15 protein-coding genes and 2 pseudogenes are annotated in these 18,740 nt (G+C 73.5%); 7 read left to right on the forward strand and 10 right to left on the reverse strand.

Features of this window, described 5'->3' with window-relative positions:
• Nucleotide 1: 1 nt before the first annotated feature.
• Nucleotides 2-1,504 carry a S10 family peptidase gene (locus tag E3Z34_RS16420; protein ID WP_134774471.1) on the reverse strand — a complete coding sequence of 501 codons (1,503 nt, stop codon included), beginning with the start codon at nucleotides 1,502-1,504 and terminating at the stop codon, nucleotides 2-4.
• A gap of 566 nt (nucleotides 1,505-2,070) precedes the next feature.
• Here E3Z34_RS16420 and E3Z34_RS16425 point away from each other — a divergent pair.
• Nucleotides 2,071-3,812, forward strand: a pseudogene (locus E3Z34_RS16425) (M3 family metallopeptidase).
• Here E3Z34_RS16425 and E3Z34_RS16430 read toward each other — a convergent pair.
• Complete coding sequence (locus tag E3Z34_RS16430) at nucleotides 3,813-4,067, reverse strand: hypothetical protein (protein ID WP_134774472.1); 255 nt, start codon at nucleotides 4,065-4,067, stop codon at nucleotides 3,813-3,815.
• Between the two features lie 38 nt (nucleotides 4,068-4,105).
• Entirely contained in the window at nucleotides 4,106-6,190 is a 2,085-nt protein-coding gene (locus tag E3Z34_RS16435) for an elongation factor G (protein ID WP_134774473.1), read from the reverse strand.
• Between the two features lie 136 nt (nucleotides 6,191-6,326).
• Here E3Z34_RS16435 and E3Z34_RS19270 point away from each other — a divergent pair.
• Nucleotides 6,327-8,996 (forward strand): annotated as a pseudogene (locus tag E3Z34_RS19270) (efflux RND transporter permease subunit); the annotation flags it as partial.
• A gap of 82 nt (nucleotides 8,997-9,078) precedes the next feature.
• Nucleotides 9,079-9,546 carry an efflux RND transporter permease subunit gene (locus tag E3Z34_RS19605; protein WP_170213095.1) on the forward strand — a complete coding sequence of 156 codons (468 nt, stop codon included), beginning with the start codon at nucleotides 9,079-9,081 and terminating at the stop codon, nucleotides 9,544-9,546.
• A gap of 3 nt (nucleotides 9,547-9,549) precedes the next feature.
• Here E3Z34_RS19605 and E3Z34_RS16445 read toward each other — a convergent pair whose 3' ends face one another.
• Nucleotides 9,550-10,914, reverse strand: a complete 1,365-nt coding sequence (locus E3Z34_RS16445) for a glucose-6-phosphate dehydrogenase (protein WP_134774475.1) — start codon at nucleotides 10,912-10,914, stop codon at nucleotides 9,550-9,552.
• Between the two features lie 77 nt (nucleotides 10,915-10,991).
• On the opposite strand from E3Z34_RS16445, the gene E3Z34_RS16450 reads away from it, so the two are divergent.
• Nucleotides 10,992-11,492: a DedA family protein gene (locus E3Z34_RS16450; RefSeq protein WP_134774476.1), complete on the forward strand. Its 501-nt coding sequence runs from the start codon at nucleotides 10,992-10,994 to the stop codon at nucleotides 11,490-11,492.
• 4 nt (nucleotides 11,493-11,496) lie between these two features.
• Here E3Z34_RS16450 and E3Z34_RS16455 read toward each other — a convergent pair whose 3' ends face one another.
• The 5 genes from E3Z34_RS16455 to E3Z34_RS16475 form a co-directional block, all read right to left on the reverse strand.
• Nucleotides 11,497-12,693: an MFS transporter gene (locus E3Z34_RS16455; RefSeq protein ID WP_134774477.1), complete on the reverse strand. Its 1,197-nt coding sequence runs from the start codon at nucleotides 12,691-12,693 to the stop codon at nucleotides 11,497-11,499.
• A 32-nt stretch (nucleotides 12,694-12,725) separates the two neighbouring features.
• Entirely contained in the window at nucleotides 12,726-13,313 is a 588-nt protein-coding gene (locus E3Z34_RS16460) for a class F sortase (RefSeq protein WP_134774478.1), read from the reverse strand.
• A gap of 53 nt (nucleotides 13,314-13,366) precedes the next feature.
• Nucleotides 13,367-13,645: a PT domain-containing protein gene (locus E3Z34_RS16465; RefSeq protein ID WP_134774479.1), complete on the reverse strand. Its 279-nt coding sequence runs from the start codon at nucleotides 13,643-13,645 to the stop codon at nucleotides 13,367-13,369.
• A gap of 643 nt (nucleotides 13,646-14,288) precedes the next feature.
• Entirely contained in the window at nucleotides 14,289-14,582 is a 294-nt protein-coding gene (locus E3Z34_RS16470) for a hypothetical protein (RefSeq protein WP_134774480.1), read from the reverse strand.
• The gene (locus E3Z34_RS16475) at nucleotides 14,576-15,433 is read right to left on the reverse strand and encodes a hypothetical protein (protein ID WP_134774481.1); all 858 of its coding nucleotides are present in this window, start codon (nucleotides 15,431-15,433) and stop codon (nucleotides 14,576-14,578) included. Before E3Z34_RS16475 ends, E3Z34_RS16470 begins: the two co-directional genes overlap by 7 nt.
• A 62-nt stretch (nucleotides 15,434-15,495) precedes the next feature.
• Here E3Z34_RS16475 and E3Z34_RS16480 point away from each other — a divergent pair, with 62 nt between their 5' ends.
• The gene (locus E3Z34_RS16480) at nucleotides 15,496-16,491 is read left to right on the forward strand and encodes a hypothetical protein (RefSeq protein WP_134774482.1); all 996 of its coding nucleotides are present in this window, start codon (nucleotides 15,496-15,498) and stop codon (nucleotides 16,489-16,491) included.
• A gap of 7 nt (nucleotides 16,492-16,498) precedes the next feature.
• Here the strand turns inward: E3Z34_RS16480 and E3Z34_RS16485 are convergent, their stop codons facing one another.
• Nucleotides 16,499-17,110, reverse strand: a complete 612-nt coding sequence (locus E3Z34_RS16485) for a biotin transporter BioY (RefSeq protein WP_134774483.1) — start codon at nucleotides 17,108-17,110, stop codon at nucleotides 16,499-16,501.
• Nucleotides 17,111-17,285: 175 nt separating this feature from the next.
• Here E3Z34_RS16485 and E3Z34_RS16490 point away from each other — a divergent pair, with 175 nt between their 5' ends.
• Complete coding sequence (locus tag E3Z34_RS16490) at nucleotides 17,286-18,305, forward strand: 6-phosphofructokinase (protein WP_134774484.1); 1,020 nt, start codon at nucleotides 17,286-17,288, stop codon at nucleotides 18,303-18,305.
• A 31-nt stretch (nucleotides 18,306-18,336) separates the two neighbouring features.
• A complete protein-coding gene (locus E3Z34_RS16495) occupies nucleotides 18,337-18,732 on the forward strand; it encodes a DUF3592 domain-containing protein (RefSeq protein ID WP_134774485.1) in 396 nt (131 codons plus the stop codon).
• Nucleotides 18,733-18,740: the final 8 nt, after the last annotated feature.

An 18,740-nucleotide genomic window follows, 5' to 3' on the forward strand; every position in this document is an offset into this window, starting at 1 on the left:
CTCAGGGCGTGGCGGCCCGCCGCACGAAGTCGGTGATCCCCTCGGCCTCCTCCACGCGGGTGGCCTCCCCCACGTAGGGCATGTGGCCCGTCTCGAACCACGCGTGCTCGATCCGGTCCAGGCCGGAGTCCGGCAGCCGCAGGTGGGCCACCATGTCCTCGGCCGCGCCGTAGGGGGTCGCCAGGTCGTAGTAGCCGTACTCGATCCGCACCCGCAGGTGCGGGTTGGCGCGCATCACCCGCTCGAGCTTGTCCACGACGCTGATCGGCCGGCCCTCGAACTCCTTGTAGGACCAGTGCTCGATCGCGTCGGAGAAGACGGCGTAGGGCAGGTCCAGCTCGGACCGGAGCTCGCTGCGCAGGTAGTGGTGGACCGCCGCCGCGTAGGGGCCCATGATGGCGTCGATCGAGGGGTCGGCGTCCATGCCCTCGGCGTTCCCGAAGTGCAGGGCGCCGCGGATGCGGCCGTCGATGCGCCCGACCGTCTGCCCCCGGTCACGCAGCAGCTCGGTGCAGAAGCGCCAGTGCTCGGGGCGCAGCTCGCACCGGTCGACGTAGTCCTCCGACAGCCCGGTGAGACCGGAGAGGCGCTGCACCACGGCATACCTCTCCTCGTCGGTGAGGCGGTTGCCGCGCCCGAGCGCCCAACGGTACTCGCCCGCGGCGTACTCCTCCGCCTCGGCCAGCACCTCACGCAGCGACCGACCCTCGTGCAGGCCGTGGTAGTGCGCGATCGCGGCGTAGGTGGGCAGGTAGCTCAGGCAGGCCTCGTCGTGCCGCAGGTAGCGGAAGTCCTGGGTGGCGAAGTCGAGGACCGAGGAGATGAGCACCAGCCCGTTCAGCTGCATCCCGAACCGGCTGAAGAGGTGCTCGGCGACCGAGACGGCCCGCGTGGTGCCGTAGGACTCGCCGGCCAGGAACTTCGGGCTCATCCACCGGTCCTCGCGGGTGCACCAGAGGCGGATGAGCTCGGCGACCTGCTCGACGTCCTTCTTCCAGCCGTGGTAGTCCTTGGCCTTGCCCCCCTCGACCGCCCGCGACCAGCCGGTCGACATGGGGTCGATGAAGACCAGGTCGGTGGCGCGCAGCGGCGTCTCCGGGTTGTCCTGGAGCAGGTAGGGCGGCGGGGTCGGGGCGTTCGGCTCGCCGGCGTCCACGACCCTCGGCCCGAGCACACCCAGGTGCAGCCACACCGAGCTGGACCCGGGGCCACCGTTGAAGACGAAGGTGATCGGACGCTCCGGGTCGGGTCGGCCCTCCGGGCCGTCGACCGTGTATGCGGTGACGGCCAGCTCGCCGCGGGGCTTCCACCCCTCGAAGACGTCGTCCTTGACCTCCTCCTCGCGGATGACGATGCGGCCGGTCCGGGCCGTGTAGGCCAGCTCGCCGTCCACCGTCTGCAGGGTGTGACGCGTCTCGACGAGCAGGTCACGCGGCTCGGGACGGTCCGGGGTGGGCTTCGGCTGCTCGGCGGCGGAGGTGCCCCGGTCGTCGTTGGCGCTCATGAGACCCGACCCTATGACAGAGGCGGTGCCCCGCCGACCGGTCGGTCGACGGGGCACCGCGTGCGGGGTGGGGCTGGTCAGTCGCGCAGACCTCGCAGCTCCTCCACCACGTCCTCGGACACCGCGACCTCGCCACCGAGCACCACGAGCCGCTGCTCGTATCGTGACCAGATTGTGACCTTGACCACAGCCGACTGTCGTTCCGCTGGTGGGTGGCGTGGCTGGCGCTCGGACCGCCGTGATGTGATGGCGGTATGTCGAACCCGTTGCTGCAGCCCTCGCGGCTCCCCTTCGGCCTCCCCGACTACGCGAACCTCACCGACGCGCACGTCCGGGAGGCGCTGGAGGTCGGGATGGCCGAGCAGCTGGCGGCGCTGCGCGCCCTGGCCGCGGACGAGGAGCCCCCGACGGTGGAGAACGTCCTGCACGCCTGGGAGCGCAGCGGCGCCACGCTGGACCGCACGCTGTCGGCGTTCTGGGTCGCCAAGGCCGCCGACACCAACGAGGAGCGGGACGCCATCATGGCCGAGTTCTCCCCGCGGCTGGCCCAGCACAAGGACGCCATCATGCTCGACCCGTCCCTGCACGCCCGGCTACGGGCCCTGCGGGAGCGGGCGGAGGTCGGCGAGGTCGAGCTGGACGAGCAGGACGACTTCGCCCTCACCGAGCGGCTGCGGGGCTACGAGCGGGGCGGCGTCGACCTGCCCGCCGACGCCCAGGCGCGGCTGCGGGAGCTCAACACCGAGCTGGCGGGCCTGTCCACCGAGTTCGACCGGCTGCTCGTCGAGGGCCGTAACGCCGCCGCGGTCCACGTGACGCAGGAGAGCGCGCTGGCCGGGCTCTCCGAGGACGACCGGGCCGGGCTGCGCGCCGCGGCGGAGGCGGCCGGGCTCGACGGGTGGCTGGTGAGCATCACCAACACCACGGGCCAGCCGATCCTGGACGTGCTGGAGGACCGCGACCTGCGCGAGCGGATCTTCCGCGCCTCGGTCGACCGGGGGCTCTCGGGCGAGTTCGACACCCGCGACCTGCTGGTCCGCATCGCCCGCCTGCGCGCCGAGCGGGCCCGCCTGCTCGGCTACGAGCACCACGCGGCCTACGTCCACGAGGTGGCCTGCGCCCGCACGACCGCCGCCGTCAACGGTCTGCTCGAGCAGCTCGCCCCCGGGGTGGTCGAGCTCGCCGAGGCCGAGGCGGAGGACCTGGTGACCCGGCTGGGCGCCGCCGACGACCAGCTGCAGGCCTGGGACTGGCAGTTCCTGGCCGCCTCGGGAGAGGGTGAGGGCGGCGGTCCCGACCCGGAGCAGCTCAAGCCCTACCTCGAGTACTCCCGGGTCCTGCACGAGGGCGTCTTCGCCGCGGCCACCGCGCTCTACGGCATCACCTTCCACGAGCGCCCCGAGCTGGTGGGCTACACGCCCGACACCACCGTCTACGAGGTCCGGGAGGAGGACGGCGGCGTGCTCGGCGCCGTCCTCATCGACCCCTTCACCCGCCCGACGAAGAACGGTGGGGCGTGGATGACGAGCATCGTCGACCAGTCGCACCTGTTCTCCGACCTCCCGGTCGTCACCAACACCTGCAACCTCCCCCGCCCGGCGGCCGGCTCCCCTAGCCTGATGACGTGGGACAACGTCATCACGCTCTTCCACGAGTTCGGCCACGACCTGCACGGCCTGCTCTCGGACGTGCGCTACCCGTCCCGGGCGGGCACCTCCGTGCCGCGCGACTTCGTCGAGTTCCCCAGCCAGGTCAACGAGATCTGGGCCTGGGAGCCCGCGCTGCTCGCGCGCTACGCCCGTCACCACGAGACCGGGGAGCCCATGCCGCAGGAGTGGGTGGACGCCCTGGTGGCCAGCCGCCAGGAGAGCGGCTACGCCACCCTCGAGCTGCTCAAGGCGATGATCCTGGACCAGGCCTGGCACCAGACTCCGCTGGACCAGCTGCCCGAGGACGGGTCCGGCGTGGAGGCCTTCGAGACCGCGGCCCTGGACCGCGCCGGCGTGGCGTTCCCGCTCGTGCCCCCGCGCTACCGGTCGGCCTACTTCCACACATCTTCGGCGGGGGCTACTCGGCGGGCTACTACTCCTACCTCTGGTCCGAGGTCATGGACGCGGACACCGTGGCGTGGTTCCGCGAGCGGGCCGGGGAGGACGCACCCGGGGGTATGACGCGCGAGGCCGGTGAGCACTTCCGCCGGGAGCTGCTCGGGCGGGGCGGCTCGGTGGAGGCGATGGAGACCTACCGTCGGTTCCGCGGGTCGGACCCGGACGTCGCGCACCTGCTGGCGCGCCTGGGCCTGGGCTGATCAGAAGTTGCCGCGGCGCTCCGGCGGGATGTTGCCCTTGCGGGCGTCCGCCTCGGCGCGGGCGTAGGTGTCGACCATCGAGCTGGCGCTGCCCCCTCGCGAGAGGAAGAAGACCTGGACCGCGCAGGCCAGCGCCACCAGGCCCAGGACGACGAGCACGACCATCTCCTGAGTGAGCGCGAAGATCACCACGAGGGCGACCGCGGCGACGGCGTAGGCGATGAGCACGCTGCGCAGGTGACGCTTGCCTTGCATGGACTGCCTCCTCGTCGGGTCCTCCCACCCTATCGGCGTCAGCCGGTGATGTCCCTGGCAAGCGCCGCCGGCAGGTAGTCGTAGCGGTTGAAGGCCCGGGTGAACGAGCCCGAGCCGTGCGCGACGGATCGCAGGTCGATGGGGTAGCGGGACAGCTCGTGCTGGGGGACGTCGGCGGTGATCGCGGTGTGCCCCTCCAGCGCCGCCGGCTGGGTGGCGTGCACCTGGGCCCGGCGGCCGCGCAGGTCGGCCAGCACCGCGCCGACGTAGTCGTCCCCGACGGTGACCTCGATCGTGTCGACCGGCTCCAGCAGGGCCACGGTCGACTCGTTGGCCGCCTCGCGCAGGGCCAGGCCGGCGGCGTTCTGGAAGGCCATGTCGGAGGAGTCCACCGTGTGGGCCTTGCCGTCGACGAGGGTGACCCGCACGTCGACGCACGGGTAGCCGGCCAGCACGCCCTCGGCGAGCTGGTTGCGGGCCCCCTTCTCCACCGAGGGGATGAAGTTGCGGGGCACCGCACCGCCGACCACCTTGTCCACGAACTCGAAGCCGGCCCCGCGCGGGAGCGGCTCGATCTCGAGCTGGACGACGGCATACTGACCGTGGCCGCCGGACTGCTTGACCAGCCGTCCCTGGACCTGGACCGGGCGCACGAAGGTCTCCCGCAGCGAGGTGCGCACCGGCTCGGTGCTCACCGTGACGTTGAACCGCTGCGCCAACCGATCCAGGACGTCGTCGACGTGCGCCGGCCCGAGGGTCCACAGGACCAGCTGGTGGGTCTCGGCGTTGCGCTCCAGACGCAGGGTGAGGTCCTCGGAGGTGAGCCGCTGCAGCGCCCCGGCCAGCTTGTCCTCGTCCCCGGGCGACCCGGCGTGGATGGCGACCGGCAGCAGCGGCTCGGGGAGCAGCCAGGGCTCCACGAGCGCGGGCCGCTCGGTGTCGGAGAGGGTGTCCGAGGTCTCGGCGCTGGCCAGCTTGGTCACGAGCACGATCTCGCCCGCGATCGCCCGTTCCCGCGGCGCGGTGCCGCCGGGCACGGGGGTGCTGATCTGGCCCGGACGCTCGTCGTCGACGTCGTGACCGGGGCGACCGTCGACCTCGTGACCGACGACCCACTCCAGGTGACCGCTGACGTGCAGCCTGCTGTCGGGGCGCAGGGTGCCGGAGAAGATCCGCACCAGCGAGAGCCGCCCGACGTAGGGATCGGTCGAGGTGCGGATCACCTGGGCGACCAGCGGACCGTCCGGATCGGCGGTGATCTCCCCGAAGTCCCCGCCGCCGGGGGTCATGACGGCGGGCATCCACGCCCCCTCCGGCGAGGGGAAGGCGTCGACGATGAGGTCGAGCAGGGCCGGCACGCCGGTGCCGCTCGGGGGGTTGACCGGCACGATGGGGAAGAAGCGCCCGGTGGCGGTGGCCTTCTGCAGGTCGGCGCGCAGCGCCCCGGTGTCGAGGTCCTCCCCGGAGAGGTAGCGGTCCAGGAGGGTCTCGTCCTCGGACTGCTCGATGATCGACTCGAGGAGCTGACCCCGGGCGTCCTCGACCTCCGCCCGCTGCGCCTCGTCGAGGTCGCTGGCGCGGCCGGCCGCGTCCACGCGGGTGAGCCCGAGCAGGTCGACCACCCCGGTCAGCGCGGCGGGGCTGCCCTCGATGACCGGCAGCGACAGCGGCACGGCGTCGCCGAAGACCCGGCGGCACTCGGCGACCACGGCGTCCCAGTCGGCCCTGGCCAGCTCCAGCTGGGTCACCGCCACGGCCCGGGGGATGCCCACGGCCGCGCACTCGCGCCACAGCATGCGGGTCGCCTCGTCGATGCCGCTGCCCGCCGCCACCACGAAGAGCACGGCGTCGGCCGCCCGCAGACCGGCCCGCACGTCACCGACGAAGTCAGGGCGCCCGGGGCTGTCGACCAGGGTCACCACGGTGCCCGAGGGCTGGTGCACCGTCGTGACGGCACCGAGCTCGGTGGAGGCCGCCTCGGCCTCCTTCACGTGGCCGAGCTGGCCGGTCGCCAGCTGCTCGACGAGGGCGCTCTTGCCCGTCCCCTGCGGACCGACCAGGACCACGGTGCGGACCTGGCCGGGGCTCGAGGGGCCGGAGAACGAGGACGCGTGGCGGTTCATGCCCACAACCTACGCCTGCCTCCCACCGCCGGATGCGGGGGTCGGACCTGCTGCGACATACCCTGATCCCGTGTCCCGCCTCACGCTGTTCAGCGTCCGCAACCGCGCCCTCGTCGCCCTCGCCACGCTGTTCAGCATGGTGGCCGGGCTGTGGGCCGCCGGGTCACTCCCGCGCGAGCTCTTCCCCTCCCTGCAGTTCCCCGTCCTCGTGGTCGCGACGGCCTCACCGGGCGCGAGCTCCTCGGTCGTGGAGGAGCAGGTCACCCGTCCGGTCGAGACCGCGGCGCAGGGCCTGAACAACGTCGTCGAGGTGCAGTCGACCAGCGCCGACAGCTTCTCCTCCGTCCTCGTCGAGCTCGACTACGGCACCGACCTGGGCTCGGCCCAGACCGACCTGCAGCGGGCCGTCCTCGCGCTGCCGGACCTGCCGGAGTCGGCCAACCCCCAGATCTTCGCCGGCAACCTCGACGACTTCCCCATCATCCAGCTCGCGGCCAGCGGCGGTGCGGACGGTGCGGACCTCGTCGACCGGCTGGAGCGCTTCGTGCTGCCGGAGATCGAGGACCTGCCCGGCGTGCGGTCCGCCACCCTGACCGGCGTCGCCGACCGGGTGGTGACGGTCGACCTCGACGAGAACGCCGCCCAGGAGGCCGGGGTGGGCGCCGCCGAGGTCGGCCAGGTCCTGCGGGCCAACGGCGTGATCCTGCCCGGCGGGGTGGTCGAGGGGCTCGACGGGGCCGCCGAGCTGCCGGTGCAGGTCGGCTCCCGCCTCACCTCGGTGGAGCAGGTCGAGGCGCTGCCGATGCTGACCCAGGGCACCGTGCTGGCCCGCCAGCAGGCGCAGGCCGCCAACGCGCAGGCCGAGCAGGCCACGGCGCAGGCGCAGGCCGACGCGGAGGAGGCGGCGGCCCAGCTGCCCCCGGGGGCCGAGCTGCCCGCCGCGCCCGGGGGCGAGGTGCCGACCGTGGAGGTCCCGGACATCCCCACCCTGGGCGACCTGGCGACGGTGACGCTGGAGGAGCGGGAGGCCACGGCTTACACCCGCACCAACGGGGAGCCGAGCGTCGGCATCCAGATCGTCAAGACGCCGGACGGCAACGCGGTGGACATCTCCCAGGCGCTCGCCGACGCCACCCCCGAGCTGGAGTCGTCGCTGAGCAGCGGCTCGCTGGTGACGATCTTCGACGGCGCCCCCTTCATCGAGAAGTCGATCGAGGACCTGGCGACCGAGGGTCTGCTCGGCCTGGGCTTCGCCGTGCTCGTCGTGCTGGTCTTCCTGCTCTCGGTCCGGCTCACCCTGGTCACCGCCCTGTCCATCCCGCTGTCGCTGCTGCTCGCGCTGGTGGGGCTGTCGGTCGCGGGCTACTCGCTCAACATCCTCACCCTGGGCGCCCTGACGATCGCCGTCGGGCGCGTCGTCGACGACTCGATCGTGGTCATCGAGAACATCAAGCGCCACATCGCCCTGGGTGACGACCGGCGCACCGCCGTGGTCACGGCCACCGGCGAGGTCGCCGGCGCCATCACCTCCGCGACCATCTGCACGGTGGCCGTCTTCCTCCCCCTGGGCTTCGTGAGCGGACCCGTCGGCGAGCTGTTCAAGCCCTTCGCGGTGACGGTCAGCCTGGCGATGCTGGCCTCGCTGCTGGTGGCCCTGACCATCATCCCCGTCCTGGGCTACTGGTTCCTGGGCTCCTCGGCGCGGCGCGGGAAGCACCTGCGGGAGGAGGTCGCCCCCGTCGCCCCGGAGGGCGAGCAGCTGGCGGCGTCCGAGCCCGACAGCGACCTGGCCGACATCCGCACCCGCCCGGACCGCCTGCAGCGCGCCTACCTTCCCTCCCTGCGCTGGAGCCTGGCCCACCCGTGGGTCACGCTGGCGCTGGCCGGCGCCCTGCTGGCGGGCACCGGCTGGGCCGCCACCCAGATGCGCACCGACTTCATCGGCGACTCCGGCGAGAACACGCTCCAGGCGACCCTGAGCCTGCCCACCGGCACCACCCTGCAGGACACCGACGAGCAGGCCCGGGTCGTGGAGGACTGGCTGTCCGGACGGGACGAGGTCGAGGCCTACCAGGCGACGGTGGGCAGCTCCGGCGGGATCGAGGCCGTCTTCACGGGTGCGTCGGCGAGCCGGGCGACCTTCGCCCTCACCCTGGCGCCGGACGTCAGCGGCCGGGAGTTCGGCGACGAGCTGACCGCCGCCATCGAGCCCGAGCTGCCCGAGGGGAGCAGCTTCACCGCGACCGCCGGGCAGGCGGGCGGGCCCACCGGCAGCGGCCTGGAGATCCGGGTGCAGGCGCAGGACGCCGAGGACCTGCGCGCCACCACCCAGCAGGTCAACCAGCTGATGCGCGACGCCGGGGCGGCCGACGTCACCGACTCCCTCAGCGACACCGTGCCGGCGCTGCGGGTGGACGTGGACCGGGCCGCTGCGGCCGAGGTGGGGCTCGCGGAGGCCCAGCTGGGTCAGGTGGTGCAGGCCGCGACCACCGGGGCCACCGTCGGGCGGGTCGAGTTCGACAACCGCCTGATCGACGTCGTCGTGCACCACCGGGACGCCCCTGACGTCACCGCGCTGGAGGACCTCCAGGTCGCGGTGGACGCCGAGGGGGAGCCGGTGCGCCTCGGCGACGTGGCCCAGCTGGAGCGGACCGAGGAGGCGGTGAGCACCACCCGTATCGACGGGCTCCGGGCCGCCACCGTCACCGGCCGCTCCACCGGTGACGACCTCACCGCCGTCACGAACGACCTCCGCGAGCGGGTCGACGCGCTGGAGCTGCCCGAGGGGGTGCAGGTCGACATCGGAGGGGTGAGCGCCGACCAGCAGGAGGCGTTCTCCGCGCTGGGGCTGGCGCTGCTGGCCGCGGTGGCCCGTCGTCTACCTGGTCATGGTCGCGACCTTCAACTCGCTGGTCCAGCCGCTCATCCTGCTGGTCTCCGTGCCGTTCGCGGCCACCGGGTCCATCGCGGCGCTGCTGCTGACCGGGAAGGCTCTGGACGTCACCGCCCTCATCGGTTTCCTCATGCTCATCGGGGTCGTCGTCACCAACGCGATCGTCCTCATCGACCTGGTGAACCAGTACCGCGCCCGGGGGCTCCCCCGGTCCGAGGCGCTCTACGAGGGGGCCCGCCACCGGCTCCGCCCGATCGTCATGACCGCGGCGGCCACCATCCTGGCCCTGCTGCCGATGGCGGTCGCGCTCACGGGGGGCAGCGCCTTCATCTCCCAGCCGCTGGCGATCGTCGTCATCGGCGGGCTGCTGTCCTCCACCCTGCTGACGCTGCTGCTCGTCCCCGTCCTCTACGAGCTGGTCGAGCGCGGCACGGCCCGGCTGAGCCGGGGCCGCGCCGGCTGAGGGTCACCAGCCGGCGGGGCCTGCGGAGCCCGCGGCATACTCGTCCATCGGCACCTTGCCCTGGCGCCACGCCGCGAGCACCGGCTCCACGATGCGCCACAGCTCCTCCGCCTCGTCACCGCGGATGGTCATGAGTGGGTCACCGTCGAGGATGGCGCCCAGCACCTCGCCGTAGGGCAGCATCCGCGGCTGGCCGAGGGTCGCGACCAGCTCCTTCTGCTCCAGCTCGAAGGGGTCCCCCTCGGCGTTCATCGACAGGTCCAGCGCGACGGCGCCTGGCTTGATCTGCAGGATGAGGCGGTCCGGGCCGGAGGGCGGGCGGAAGCCGTCCGGGATGTGCGGCGGCTCCCGGAAGAAGACCTCCACCTGCTTGTTGTCCTTCCCGATCGCCTTGCCGGACCGCAGGACGAAGGGGACACCGGCCCACCGGGCGTTCTCCAGCTGCACCGTGAGCTGGGCCAGGGTCTCGGTCTCGCGCTCGGGGTCCACCCCTTCCTCCGCCACGTAGTCGGGCACGTCGCGCTCCCCGATCCGGCCACCGGTGTAGCGGGCGCGGCGGGAGGCGATGACCGGGTCCCGCTGCCACGGCTGCGTGGCCCGCAGCGCCTGGGCCTTGAGCGAGCGCACCTCCTCCGCGTCCATCGTCGCCGGGGCCTCCATGGCGAAGAACGCCAGGATCTCCAGCAGGTGGGACTGGATCATGTCCAGCAGCAGCGCGGCCTTGTCGTAGTAGCCCGCCCGTCCCTCCAGTGCCAGGGTCTCGTCGTAGGTGATCTCGACGCGCTCGATGTGCTCGTGGGACCAGATGGGCTGCAGGACCCGGTTGGCGAAGCGGATGCCGACGATGTTGAGGATCGTGTTGACCCCCAGGAAGTGGTCGATCCGGAAGATGTCGGTCTCGGGCACCACCCGCAGCAGCTGGGCGTTGAGCTCCTGGGCCGTCGCCAGGTCGCTGCCGAAGGGCTTCTCCAGCGCCAGCCGCGTGCCGCGGGGCACCCCGATGTCCTCCAGCAGGGCGCACACCTGCACCGTCACCGCCGGCGGGAGGGCGAAGTAGATGACCAGCCGCTCGCCGCAGGTCCCGAGCAGCTCGCGCATCTGCTCCCGGTCCAGCGCGTCCGCCCGGACGTAGCTGGTGTCCGACACCAGCCGCTCGACGCGCTCCCGGTCCAGGTCGGCCTCGCCGAGGGCGTCGCACACGCGCTGCCGCCAGGCGTCCGGGGCCAGCTCGTTGCGGTCCGCCCCGACCACGCGGACCCGGCGCCCGGGCTCCTCGCGCAGCAGGGTGCCGAGGCCGGGCAGCAGCAGCCGCCGGGTGAGGTCACCGGAGGCACCCAGGATGAGCAGGGTCGTGGACGAGTCGGTCATGCGGCCAGGGTATGCGGTGCCTCCCCGGCGGGCGGGCACGCGGGGCCCGGTCGGGCCGGACGTAGACTGGGCGGATCGTGAGCGCCGCACCGTCCTGGGGCCCGGGAGACATCGCCCTGGGCCTGTTCCTCTTCCTCTTCGTCGGGGCGATGGCCCGTGGACAGGCGATCTACTGGCTGGCCCGGGTGGTCACCGACCGGGTCATGGCGACCGGGGAGCCCGGCCCCGGGTGGCGCCGACGGGTCCACCGCTGGCTGCACAGCGACGGCGTCGCCCAGGGTCGGCGGTCCCTGGCCCGCTGGGGCTGGCCGCTGGTGCCGTTCGCGTACCTCACGGTGGGGTTCCAGTCGATGGTGATGGCCGCGGCCGGGATGGTCCGGATGCCGGTGCTCACCTACACGCTCGCCCAGGTCCCGGGCTCGATCGCGTGGGCGGTCATCTACAGCACGGTCGGCTTCGCCTTCTGGGGCGCGTTCTTCGCGGCGCTGCAGGGCAACCCGGTGTGGCTGCTGCTCCTCCTGGCCGGGATCGGGCTCGTCGTCGTCGCGCTCCGCGCCGCCCGCCGCCGCCGGGCCTGAGGCGTCATACCGCTCGCGCCGGGGTGCCCCGGCCACGGTGCCGCACGAGCAGCGAGACCCCGAGGACGAGGAGTCCGCCCAGGGAGAGGCCCGCACCGACCAGGGCGGGCGCGCGGTAGCCGTACCCCGCGGTGATGACCAGGCCCCCCACCCAGGCCCCCAGGGCGTTGGCGAGGTTGAGGGCGGAGTGGTTCATCGCGGCCCCAAGCGTGCGGGCCGCCCCCGCGACCGCCATGAGGCGCAGCTGCAGCGCCACCACCCAGGCGGAGCTGCACAGGCCCACGACCGCCACGGCGAGCACGGCCGGCACCGGCTCCAGGGACGCCCAGACGAAGGCGAGCAGGGCCGCCGCGGAGCCGAGCCCCATGATCACCAGGGTGCGCAGCACCGACCAGTCCCCCAGCCGCCCGCCCAGCCAGGTGCCGACGATGGAGACGAGCCCGTAGACCAGCAGGTAGACCGGCACCCATGCCTGGTCGAGCCCGGTGACCTCGGTGAGGGTGGGGGCGATGTAGGAGTACATCGCGAACATCCCGCCGAAGCCCACCGCACCGACGAGCATGGTGAGCCAGAACTGCAGGTTGGCGAAGGCCCCGACCTCGGTCCGCCACGAGTGCGCGCGGTCCCCCGGACGCCACGGCACCCAGCGCAGGACCAGGACGGCGGTCAGCACCCCGATCGCGGCGACCGCCCAGTAGGCGACCCGCCAGCCCAGCACCTGCCCCGCCCAGGTGCCCAGCGGCACACCCGCGACCATGGCGAGCGGGATACCGAGCATGACGGTGCCCACGGCGCGCCCGCCCTGGCCGGGCGGGGCCAGGGCCACCGCGATGAGGGCCGCCAGCCCGAAGAACCCGCCGTGCGGCAGTCCGGACACGAAGCGCGCCAGGACCAGGCTCGGGTGGTCGGGGGCGAGCGCGGCGGCGGCGTTGCCCAGGGCGAAGACCACCATGAGCACCACGAGGACGGTCCGCTTCGGGGCCCGGGCCGCGCCCAGCGCGACCAGCGGGGAGCCCACGACGACGCCGAGCGCGTAGGCGGAGATGGTGTCGGCGGCCCGGGGCACGGAGACGCCGAGCCCGTCCGCGATCTGGGGCAGCAGGCCCATCGTGACGAACTCGGTGACGCCGATCCCCACCCCACCCAGGACGAGCGCGGCGAAGGCGAGGGCGCGGGCCCGGGGGGTGAGGGTGGTGGACATCGGCGCCCAGCGTACGCCCGGCGGCCCGCCTCCTACCCCGTGCGCTCCTCGGCGATCGCGACGAAGTTGGCCCGGCTGTGCCCGTCGGACCGGAAGCCGAGGGAGTCGTCGCAGGTGATGAGCGCGATTCGGGCCACGTCCTTCTGGTTGCCCCACACGGCCGGCGCGCGCTGCAGGCCCTCCTTGGACATCTGCTGGGTCTGGGTGATGACGAACTCCCGCGTCTCACCGTTGCCGTAGCCGACGGTGACGAGATCACCCTCGGTGACCTCAGGCAGGTCGTAGAAGACGTCGGGCTCGTCGTCGTAGACCACAGGGCCGGCGATCACGGCCGTGCCGACCTGGCCGGGGACCACCCGCCCGGACCCCACGTGCCAGATGGCGTCGCCGGGCTCGGGGTCGATCGTGCCCTGCGGCGTCAGGCCCTCCGGGCTGATCGGCTCCCGGTCCAGACCGGCGGCCTCGACGCTGACCCAGCTGGGTGCGTCGAGACCGTCGGCGGTGACCGGTCGACCCGAGGTCCCCTCCAACGCCCCGACGGCCTGCACCGTCAGCGTGCTCACGCCGAGCGTCGCGACGAGCAGTCCGGTCGGGACGAGGAGGCGGGGACCTCGGGTCATCGGGTCAACCTGTCTGCGGTATGCCGCCGGGCGGGCCCGGCGGGTCGGTCAGGTCAGTGGGCGCCGCCCTCGCGGCGGCGCATCGCGAAACCGGTCGCTCCGGCGCCGGCGAGCACGAGGGCCGCACCACCCAGGAGGGCCATGTTCGGGCCGGAGGTGCTGCGTCCGTCGGTCTCCACGGGGGGACCGGTCGGCTCCTCGGTCCCCGTGGGCCCGTCCGTCGGCTCCTCGGTGGGCTCCTCGGTGGGCTCCTCGGTGGGCTCCTCCGTGGGCTCCTCGGTGGGCTCCTCCGTCGGCTCGGTGCCGCCGTCACCCCCCTGGCAGAGCATCACGTGGGTGATGTTGCCGTCACGCTCGGCCTCGTAGACGTTCTCCTCGCCGTAGCCCCTCCACTCGAAGCCCTCCTCGTCGTTCGCGACCTTGAGGACGACCAGGAGCCAGTCGTTGTCCCCCTCGAGGTAACCGCTCCAGGAGCCCTCGTCGAAGTAGACGGCGGTCTGGTGCCCTGGAGCTCGCTGGGGGTGCAGCTGACGTTGGTGTAGCCCTCGGCGATGAGCCCTTCGTGCCAGGAGTCGCTGAAGGGCGGGTGCTCGAGGGCGAGGGCGGGGCTGGCGGCGGCCATCAGGACCGCGGCAGCACCGGCCCCGGCCGCGAGGGCACGCAGGGTGTGGTTGCGGCGCATGTCTGTTTCCTTTCGGGAGGACGCAGAGTCGTTCCCTGGGTCTACGGTCGGTCCGTCGGCCGCCAGTCACACCAGTCACAAACGACACATATGTAACTCCCGACGCTTGTGCACCGTAGCCGGTCAGCACCGGCCCAGCCACCACCGCCCCGGCGTGTCCCGGGAGTATCCCTGTGCGTGACTCTTGTGTCACATTCATCGCCCTGACGATCGATGTGACACAAGAGCAGCGCATCCATGCGGGGCCCTACCGCCAGGAGGGGCGGAACGGTCACGATGCTCAGCCGGGAGGCTCAGTCGGGAACCGGCTCCAGCAGGCCCTCGGCGAGCAGGGTCCGGACGGCGTCCCGCGTGAGGGTCACCGCGTCCCCGCCCTCCGGGATCCCGAAGAGCTGCTCCAGGACCGCCGCCAGCTCCTCGACCGACGCGCCGTGCCCGGCCTGCGTACGGATGGCCGTGCCCACGGCCGAGACCCGCCGCACCTGGCCGTCCAGGAGGACGAGCGACTCCTCCTGGTGGTGCAGCTCGTCGTGGGCCGGGACGGTCCGGACGCGGGAGGGGAGCGGCATACCCTCGCCGGTCACCACGGCGAGGTCCGCCCGCAGAGCTCCTCGGCGAGCGGCTCCAGGTCCGCCACCTCGGCGTAGGTGACCCGGCGCGCCCCGCCCGTGCGGTCCAGCACCCGGGCCAGCCACCGCAACGGCCGCTCGGTCCGCATGAAGCCCGACGACTCCGGCGTGAGCGCCATCACCGCGTCCAGCAAGGACAGCTCCTCGACGACCGGCGTGGACGCACCGGGGTCGCGCCGGAGCAGCACGATCCCCGCGAGCCACGGCACCACCCTGGGGCCGGCGAGCCCGGCCACGCCCGGCGCCGTCTCGTCCTTGACCCCCACCCAGTCCGGCCGGCGGACCGACAACGGCTTGAGGTAGGGCACGACCGTGCCGTCGGGTCGTACCCCCACGGTCTCGTCCGTGACGTAGCTGCGGGACGGCCCGAGGGTGCGGCACAGGGTGGTCTTGCCCGTGTTGCCCGGAGCCACGAAAACCGCGGTCGCCCCGGTCCCGGGGTGGGCGATCGCCGCGGCGTGCAGCATGAGCAGCTTACCGGTGCGGGCCGAGATGACCTCGTGGGTGACGGACTGGGTGAGCCGCTGCAGCAGGCGCCGCGGGTCCTGGTCACGGATCTCCTGCCCGCCGCGGGCCCCCGCCCCGCCGGAGGCCGGCGGGGCGTCCGGGTCCTCGAGGACCGCCCGGACCACCCTTGGCGGGCCACCGTCCCCGGCGAGGGCCTCCTCGGCGGGGTCGTCCTCCCGCAGGCACAGGTGCCAGCGGTCCCGAACCGCCTGGGCGAACATCTCGGGCAGGTGCCCGCCCACGTGGACGTCCACGTCCGTGCCGAGCGCGCGGAGCGGCACGACGAGGTCAGGCGCGGTCACGTCCTCACCCTATCGAGCGGCCGTCCCGCCCTCCCGGCCGAGCGCGCGTACCCTGTCCGCCCATGGAGGACGACGCCACCCGGCTGCTTCACGAGGCCGCGTGGCAGGTGTATGCCGTGCCTCCCGGGGAGTTCGTCACCACCCGCACCGCGTGGGTCAGGCGGCTGCGGGGCGAGGGCCACCGGGAGGCCGCCCGGGCCGTCGGGGCGCTGCGCAAGCCGTCGGTCTCCGCCGCCGCCGTCAACGCCCTGGCCCGCTCCGAGGACCCTGTCCTGCCACGGCTGCGGGAGGTGGGCTCCCGGCTGCGGCACGCCCAGTCGGCGCTGGACGGCGCCGGCCTGGCGGCCCTGCGCGGCGAGCGCGACGCACTGCTCACCGACTGGGTCGCCGCGGCCCGGCAGCACGCCCCCGGCGGCTCCCTCACCGCGGCGGTGGAGGCGGAGGTGCGCGACACGGCCGTGGCGGCGCTGGCCGACGAGGCGGCCACGGAGGTCGTGCTCAGCGGGACGCTGACCCGGGCCCTGTCCTACAGCGGTTTCGGCGAGGTCGACGTGGCCGACGCGGTGGCCCGTACGAGCACGGGGGTGGTGCTGACCCGGATCGAGGGAGGGCGCGGCGAGGACGAGGACGAGGGCGAGGACGGGCAGGGGAACAAGGACGAGGGCGAGGGCGACGACGACGAGCCCGAACCGGACGCTGCGCCGGAGAGCGACGAGCCGGACGAGGCGCCGGAGGACGACGCCGAGCCGGAGGACGCACTCGCCGACCTGCGGGAGGAGGTCGAGCGGGCTGAGTCGGAGGTCGCCGAGGCCCGGGACCGTCGTCGGGCGGCGGCGGCCGAGGACGGGGCGGCGGGGTCGCGGATGACGGAGGCGGAGCAGGCCGTCGAGGCGGCGCGGCAGGTGCTGGAGGCTGCTGAGCAGCAGCTCCGGGAGGCCTCGGAGGCCCGCTCCGCGACGGCCGAGGCCCTGAGCGCGGCGGAAGCCGCGCTCTCCGCCGCCCGGGCGCGACGCGACACCGCGCGGCAGGAGCTCGAGGAGGCCGAGGACGCCGGCTGATCCTGCCTCAGCGGCGCCGGGAGTCCAACCGGCCGACGAGGCGCCAGGCGAGCGGGAAGACCGCAGCCGCGACGGCCGCCTTGATCAGCCCGGGCACGAGGAAGGGCGTGACGCCGGCGGCGAGGATGACGGCCGGGTCGGTCATCCCGAGGACCGTGGCCATCCAGGGCACACCGACGACGAAGGGCGCCGCGGTGGCCAGGAGGAAGCCGCCCATCGCGAGCACCACGTGGCGGTCCCAGGCGCGCTCGGCCGCCCAGCCGGCGATCGCCGCGGCCCCGATGAAGCCGATGACGAAGCCGAAGGACGGTGCCAGGACGTAGGCGGGACCGCCCGCCCCGCCGGCGAAGACGGGTGCCCCCAGCAGACCGGCGACCAGGTACGTCGTGAGGGCCGCGGCGCCGCGGCGCATGCCCAGGGCGCCACCTACGAGCATCACGCCGAGCGTCTGACCGGTGATCGGCACCGGCCCGATGCGCCACTCGGCCTGCGCGAGCAGGCCCACGACGGCGGCACCGGCGACGACGAGCCCGACGTCCACGAGGGTGCTGCTGCGGGGGAGGACACGGTCGGCGAGGACGCCGAGGCCTGGACGCGAGGGGACCGCTGCTGTCGACATGGCGGACAGGATGGCACAGCACCGGCCCCCCTCGCCGGGGAGTCCCCCGGCGACGCGTTCGCGCGGGCCGGGGCCGACGGCATACCCTGTCAGGGCGACGACGCCGGCCCGAGGGGCCGGCGTTCCCATGTCCCGCACCGCAGCTGTCCCGCACCGCAGCCCAAGGATGGATCGTATGAAGATCGGCCTCCTCACCGCCGGGGGCGACTGCCCCGGCCTCAACGCCGTCATCCGGGGCGTCGTCCTCAAGGGCGACCGGATTTACGACCACGAGTTCGTCGGGGTCAAGGACGGCTTCCGGGGGCTGGTCGAGGATGACATCGTCCCCCTGCCGCGCCAGCGGGTCCGCGGGCTGTCCAAGGTCGGCGGCACGATCCTCGGCACGTCCCGGGTCAGCCCGATCGCGAACGGCGGGACCGGGCGGGTCAAGGCGGTCATGGACAAGCACCAGATCGACGCGCTCGTCGCCATCGGGGGTGAGGGCACGCTGACCGTGGCCCGGATGTTCCACGACGACGGCATCAACGTCGTCGGCGTCCCCAAGACGATCGACAACGACCTGTCGGCCACCGACCGCACCTTCGGCTTCGACACCGCGGTGTCCGTGGCGACCGAGTCGATCGACCGGCTCCGCACCACGGGCGAGGCCCACAGCCGCTGCATGGTCGTCGAGGTCATGGGACGTCACGTGGGCTGGATCGCGCTCCACGCCGGCCTGGCCTCCGGGGCGCACGCCATCCTCATCCCCGAGGTCCCCGTCACCCCCGAGCAGCTGTGCGACTGGGTGCAGCACGCGCACGACCGCGGACGCGCCCCGACCGTCGTGGTGGCCGAGGGCTTCACCTTCGCCGGCCAGGGCCGGGTCGAGAGCGAGCAGGTCGACGGCTTCGGACGACCGGTGCTCGGCGGCATCGGCGAGCAGGTCACGCGGATCGTCGAGGAGCGCACCGGGATCGAGACCCGCAACACCACGCTCGGTCACCTGCAGCGGGGCGGCGTGCCGAGCTCCTACGACCGGGTGCTCGCGACCCGCTTCGGCACCGCGGCGGTGGACGCCGTGAGCAACAAGCTGTGGGGCACGATGGTGGCGCTCCAGGGGATCGACATCGCCAACGTCCCCCTGAGCGAGGCGACGAGCCACCTCAAGACGGTCCCGCGGGAGCAGTGGGACGAGGCGGCGATCCTCTTCGGCTGACGTCACCGCCCTGGTCCCCTGGTTCCTCGGGGTGGGCTTCACCCTGCTCGGTGGGCTCCTCGCGTGGTCCGGCCTGTCCTCGGTCGCTCGCCACGTGCGCCGCTCGCGCACCTGGTCACGCGCCAGGGCGACCGTGGTCGGCTACGACTGGCGTGGGCGCTCGGGCAAGGAGGTCCAGCACTGGGTGATGGAGCGCACCGACTCCCTGGGCCGCACCCACCGGACGCTCAGCGAGCTGGGGTCCTCGGGCGGCACGCTGCGCCGCTTCCCCTTCGACGTCGACGTCCTGGTCGATCCGGCCGACGGGTCGACCTTCGTGCTCGCCGGGGGCTGCCGCTCCGGCTGGGGCGGACTCCTCCTGGGCCTCGGAGGCAGCTTCTTCCTCCTGGTCGGCCTGGTCGTGCTCGGGTTCCTCGTCCGGGGCTGAGCCTGTCC

Origin of the sequence: Ornithinimicrobium flavum (assembly GCF_004526345.1) — a bacterium.
GTDB lineage: Bacteria > Actinomycetota > Actinomycetes > Actinomycetales > Dermatophilaceae > Ornithinicoccus > Ornithinicoccus flavus.

Bases quoted from the DNA above. Each gene is read 5' to 3' on its own strand.
- E3Z34_RS16420 (WP_134774471.1), bottom strand. From the start codon at position 1,504: ATGAGCGCCAACGACGACCGGGGCACCTCCGCCGCCGAGCAGCCGAAG.
- E3Z34_RS16430 (WP_134774472.1), bottom strand. From the start codon at position 4,067: ATGCAAGGCAAGCGTCACCTGCGCAGCGTGCTCATCGCCTACGCCGTC.
- E3Z34_RS16435 (WP_134774473.1), bottom strand. From the start codon at position 6,190: ATGAACCGCCACGCGTCCTCGTTCTCCGGCCCCTCGAGCCCCGGCCAG.
- E3Z34_RS19605 (WP_170213095.1), top strand. From the start codon at position 9,079: ATGGTCGCGACCTTCAACTCGCTGGTCCAGCCGCTCATCCTGCTGGTC.
- E3Z34_RS16445 (WP_134774475.1), bottom strand. From the start codon at position 10,914: ATGACCGACTCGTCCACGACCCTGCTCATCCTGGGTGCCTCCGGTGAC.
- E3Z34_RS16455 (WP_134774477.1), bottom strand. From the start codon at position 12,693: ATGTCCACCACCCTCACCCCCCGGGCCCGCGCCCTCGCCTTCGCCGCG.
- E3Z34_RS16460 (WP_134774478.1), bottom strand. From the start codon at position 13,313: ATGACCCGAGGTCCCCGCCTCCTCGTCCCGACCGGACTGCTCGTCGCG.
- E3Z34_RS16480 (WP_134774482.1), top strand. From the start codon at position 15,496: ATGGAGGACGACGCCACCCGGCTGCTTCACGAGGCCGCGTGGCAGGTG.
- E3Z34_RS16485 (WP_134774483.1), bottom strand. From the start codon at position 17,110: ATGTCGACAGCAGCGGTCCCCTCGCGTCCAGGCCTCGGCGTCCTCGCC.
- E3Z34_RS16490 (WP_134774484.1), top strand. From the start codon at position 17,286: ATGAAGATCGGCCTCCTCACCGCCGGGGGCGACTGCCCCGGCCTCAAC.